The sequence below is a fragment of the Helicobacter sp. UBA3407 genome (genome assembly GCF_949747025.1).
In the GTDB taxonomy this organism is placed as follows: domain Bacteria; phylum Campylobacterota; class Campylobacteria; order Campylobacterales; family Helicobacteraceae; genus Helicobacter_D; species Helicobacter_D ganmani.
On record NZ_CATKCB010000135.1, the window covers coordinates 1 to 4951 of the forward strand.

General features: G+C 37.7%; 4 protein-coding genes. 2 read left to right on the forward strand and 2 right to left on the reverse strand.

Features of this window, described 5'->3' with window-relative positions:
* Nucleotides 1-204: 204 nt before the first annotated feature.
* Together Q1553_RS04805 and Q1553_RS04810 are read right to left on the reverse strand one after the other, a co-directional pair.
* Entirely contained in the window at nucleotides 205-474 is a 270-nt protein-coding gene (locus Q1553_RS04805; RefSeq protein ID WP_300842780.1) for a hypothetical protein, read from the reverse strand.
* Nucleotide 475: 1 nt separating this feature from the next.
* Complete coding sequence (locus tag Q1553_RS04810) at nucleotides 476-3148, reverse strand: valine--tRNA ligase (RefSeq protein WP_115551015.1); 2673 nt, start codon at nucleotides 3146-3148, stop codon at nucleotides 476-478.
* A gap of 182 nt (nucleotides 3149-3330) precedes the next feature.
* Between Q1553_RS04810 and fliW the strand changes: the two genes are divergently transcribed.
* Both fliW and Q1553_RS04820 read left to right on the forward strand, forming a co-directional pair.
* Nucleotides 3331-3723 (forward strand): flagellar assembly protein FliW, encoded by a 393-nt coding sequence (fliW, locus tag Q1553_RS04815; protein WP_115551016.1) that lies wholly within the window; start codon nucleotides 3331-3333, stop codon nucleotides 3721-3723.
* 5 nt (nucleotides 3724-3728) lie between these two features.
* Nucleotides 3729-4951, forward strand: a 1223-nt coding sequence (locus Q1553_RS04820; RefSeq protein WP_300842781.1) for an ATP-dependent helicase, incomplete at its 3' end; no start/stop codon positions are given.

The window sequence follows — 4951 nt, forward strand, 5'->3', positions numbered from 1 at the left end:
AAAGGAATCGCAAAATCAAATTCCAAAAGTTGCGCAAAAAGATTGAAGTTTTCCAAAAAGAAATCAGCATATTTAAAGAATCCTAAAAATGCGAGATTGAATAGAATGCCAAGAATAAGGTAAGGCTTAGGATTCTTAAAAATCTGCTTGGGAGTAGAACTAAAAGTGCAATTAGGATTAAAAGGAGAGGATTCTAAATAAAGGCTATTTTGCCCCCCCCCCGCTCAAGTTTAAAGAGGAAGAAAGCAAGAATTTGTTTGCATTAAGGATTATTTTTCCAATCAAAAAATTTACTCCAATGCTTCCAAGCAATAAAACAAGATAAGAGGGATTCCAAAAGCCATAGAAGAATAAGCTTCCTAAGATTAAAAAGACTTTGGCAAGAAAATCTTGCTGATAGAATCTTAAAGCATAGAATCCTAAAAGCATTAAGGGTAAAAAGGCAAAGAGAAAGACAAAGGAAGTAAAGACCATATTATCCCCTTAGTGCTTCTAATTCTTTTGTGATTTTAGCGAGCTTTTGTCTTTGCTCCTCTAGGGCTTGCTGATTTGTTTCTAGCACATTTTTAGGCGCATTGGCTAAGAATTTTTCATTTTTGAGCATTCCTTCTAGTTTGTCAATCTCTTTTTGTGTTTTTTGCGCTTGCTTACTTAGTCTTGCGATGATAGGGGCTAAATCAATTTCTGCTGTGGGCAAATAAGTTTCTAGCTTTTCTGTAATATCTACTATACAATTTGGAATCTTAGCCTCAACAATCTCTAAGGATTCCACTTTGGCTAGCTTGCAAACATAGCGCACAAAAAGCTCACGCATAGATTCTGGAATCCTAGCATTCACATAGGCTTTTGCTATTTTTTGATTTGCTAAATCAATCGTTGCCTTTGCCCGCCGAATAGAAACAATAGAATCCAAAATCAGCTCAAAAGTAGCGAAATTTTCTGTGTCTTGATAGGCAAAATTTGGATATTCTTGCACCATTATAGAGCCACTTTGCTCTAATGTGCTACCATCTAGCTTATGCCACAAATAATCGCTAATAAAGGGCATAAAGGGATGCAAAAGCTTCATTGCTTCTTTAAAAATCGCACCAAGTTCTACAATAGAATCCTTATCTGCCTTGTTCAGTTCAATCCCCCAATCGCAAAACTCTCCCCACAAAAAGCGATAAAGCGTGCTTGCGCCATCGTTAAAGCGATAGGATTCCAAATATCCGCGCACTTCGGTGATATTTTGGCTTAAAAGCTGTGCCAAATACTTACCAAGAGGTGTTTTAATTCCTTTTAACTCACTTAGATTTGGGAATTTCTTTTCATTCAAAAGCAAAAAGTTACACGCATTATAAAGCTTATTTGTGAAGTTTTTGCTAATTTCTAGCTGATTTGGCACGAGCTTTACATCGCGTCCTTGCGCACAAAGAATCGCAAGAGTGAAGCGCAACACATCGGCACTATATTCCTCAATTTTTTCTAAAGGATCTACAATGTTTCCCTTAGACTTACTCATTTTATTGCCAAACTCATCTCGGACAAGTGCGTGCAGATAAATATCGGGATAAGGGAGTTTAGATAAAAAGTGTTCTCCCATCATCAACATTCTAGCAACCCAAAAAAACAAAATATCAAAGCCTGTAATCAACAAGGAGTTAGGATAAAACTCCTCTAAATCCGTTGTTTGCCATACCTCACCCTCACCCCATTTACCATTGCCAAAACCAAGCGTTGAAAAGGGCCAAAGCGCAGAACTAAACCAAGTATCTAGCACATCAGAATCTTGCCTTACTGCCTCACTTCCACAATGCTTGCAAACCTTTGGAGATTCCACACTTGCAAACTGCCCTCCACAAGAATCACAATAAAATACAGGAATCCGATGTCCCCACCAAAGTTGGCGCGAAATACACCAATCCCTAAGCTCCCGCATCCACGCATTATAATTATTTTTCCATTGCGCAGGGAAAAAATTGCTCTCATTTGCATTGATTTTAGCAATTGCTTTTTGTGCCGCCTCTTTTTTCAAAAACCACTGCTTAGAAATATAAGGTTCTACAATGTTTCCGCAACGATAACAATGCCCTGTCTTGTTTTGGTAATCCTCAATTTTTTCTACAAAGCCTAGTGATTCTAGCCTCTTTATAATTTGCTCTCGTGCTTCTAGTCGTTCAATTCCTGCAAATTCTCCTGCATTTTCATTAAGAATTCCATACTTGTCAAACACTACAATCTGCTCTAAGTTATGTCGCTTGCCCACTTCATAATCGTTTGTATCGTGTGCGGGTGTTACCTTTACCGCACCTGTCCCAAACTCCATATCTACATGCGAATCTGCAATGATTGGAATCTCGCGATTCAAAAGCGGCAAAATCACTTTTTTACCTACAAGATGAGAAAACCTAGAATCACTAGGATTTACCATTACCGCACTATCACCAAAGTAAGTTTCTGGACGCGTGGTAGCCACCACAACACAGTCTTTAGAGTCTTTTAGAAAATAGCGCAAATAGTAAAGTTTTCCCTTGTTTTCTTTATATTCTACTTCCACATCAGAAAGCGCACCATCGTGGGTACACCAATTCACCATATATTTGCCTTGAATAATCAATCCCTCATCATAAAGCTTAACAAAAGCCTCTTTCACTGCATTTTGCAATCCCGTATCCATAGTAAATCGCGCCCTACTCCAAGCGGGAGAGCTGCCGAGTTTGCGCATTTGATTTAGAATCATTCCGCCGCTTTTTTCCTTCCATTCCCACACTTTTTGGATAAATTTCTCGCGCCCTAACTCCTCTTTCTTGATTCCTTGCGCAAGAAGTTGCTTTTCTACAACATTTTGCGTTGCAATTCCTGCGTGGTCAAGTCCGGGCTGCCAAAGCGTCTTAAACCCGTCCATTCGTTTATAACGCACAATAATATCTATTAAGGTATGATTGAGTGCGTGTCCGATATGCAAACTGCCTGTAACATTAGGAGGTGGAAGCATAATGCAAAATCTCTTGCCTGCCTTTTGGATTCCTTGATTTCCATTGATTTCAAAATAACCCGCCTCCTCACAAAATTTATAATAAGCAGATTCTACTTCTTTGGGTTGGTAGGTATTTTGCGCTTTGGAGTTTTGCTCTTCTTGTGGATTTTTCCCTGAATCGTTTTGCATAAAAGCCCTTTTGTGCATAGCAAAATAAAATTGGAATAGTTTTTGCTAGCTTTTGATTTGAATTTAGAATTTTACCAATAAAAATTTAAATTTCTTTATTTTTCATTTTAAAAATGCTTAAAAATGGATTTAGAGCTAAAATTATGGTAAAATGCGGAATTACATCAAAAAAGGAGTTCATGATGAAAGGTGAAAAATTTCATATAAAATCCCCAATTTTAGGGTTTGATAATGTCAGCGAAGTAGAATTTGCAGAAGTAGATGACGGAGCATTAGGATTTTTATCCTTACGAGGGCAAGATGTAGAATTGTTGCTGATTAATCCTTACAAAGTGCGTGAGTATTCCTTTGAAGTGCCTGTTGCGATTCAAACTTTGCTTGATATTCACAAAAACTCAAAGGTAAAAGTATTTTGTGTCTTTGTGCGTGAAAAAGAATCTGAAATTCGTATCAATTTCTTAGCGCCTATTATTTTAAATGACGACAACAAAACTTTAGCACAAGTCGTTTTAAATGCCAAAGAATATCCAAATTTTGGTGTAGCAGAATCTATCAAAAACTATATTAAAGAATAGTCGGGTTGTCCCTCTCAACCCTCAATGCCCAGCAAAAGGAAGCTTCAGAAGCTCCTTGTGGGCATAATCTCATCATTGCCTCTGCAGGTACAGGCAAAACCTCTACTATTGTAGGTAGAATCTCTCATTTATTGCAAAACGGAATCACTCCAAACGAAATCTTATTGCTAACCTTTACCAACAAAGCCGCTCAAGAAATGTTAGCGCGCCTTGCGATGAAGTTTGATAGCAAGATTATCCAGCAAATTGAAGCTGGCACTTTTCACGCGGTGGCTTATCGGTATTTAAAGTCAAAAGAATCCGTCATCTTAAAACAACCAAAAGAATTGAAAGTTTTATTTAAAAGCCTCTATGACAAACGCATTTTTTTAAATGCTTCTTGCGTTTCTCCCTATGGAGCAAACTATCTGTATGATTTATTTTCTCTTTATTTTAATGCAACCATTAATGAGGATTTCAAATCTTGGCTAGAGCGCAAAAACTCCGAGCAGCTCCAATATGTAGAAATCTACTTAGATGTTTGGGAAGAATTTAAAGCACTCAAAAACGAATATCATTATGTAGATTATAACGACTTATTGCTCCACTACAAAAATGCGATAGAAAAGTCTCAATCTCCTTACAAAGAAGTCCTTGTAGATGAATACCAAGATACGAATCCCTTGCAAGATTCTATCCTCCAAGCCCTTAATCCTCCCTCTATCTTTTGTGTGGGGGATTATGACCAGAGTATTTATGCTTTCAATGGCGCAGACATTAGCATTATAGGAAGTTTCAAGGAAAGATACAAAGACGGCAGAATTTTCAGTTTAACTAAAAACTATCGCTCCACTGAACCGATTTTAAATCTTGCCAATCGCGTGATTGAAAAAAATCCTCGCATTTATCCCAAAAAACTAGAAGTCGTCAAAATGCAAAACTTTGGAACACCTACTTTATTAGTTTATGAGGAATTATTCGCGCAATATAGCGGAATCGCAAACAAAATTAAACTTTCCAATCGTCCCTTTAGTGAAATTGCGGTGATTTTTCGCAACAATTCTAGCGCGGATGGCATTGAAGCTTGCCTGCGTGAAATCGGAATCCCCTCCAAACGCAAGGGAAGTGTGAGTTTTTTTGATTCCAAAGAAATCGTTTATATGCTCAATCTTTGCTCCCTACTCTTTAACGCTAAGGATATGATGTCCTTTATCCACGTTTTAGCCCAAGCAAAAGGAATCGGAAATGC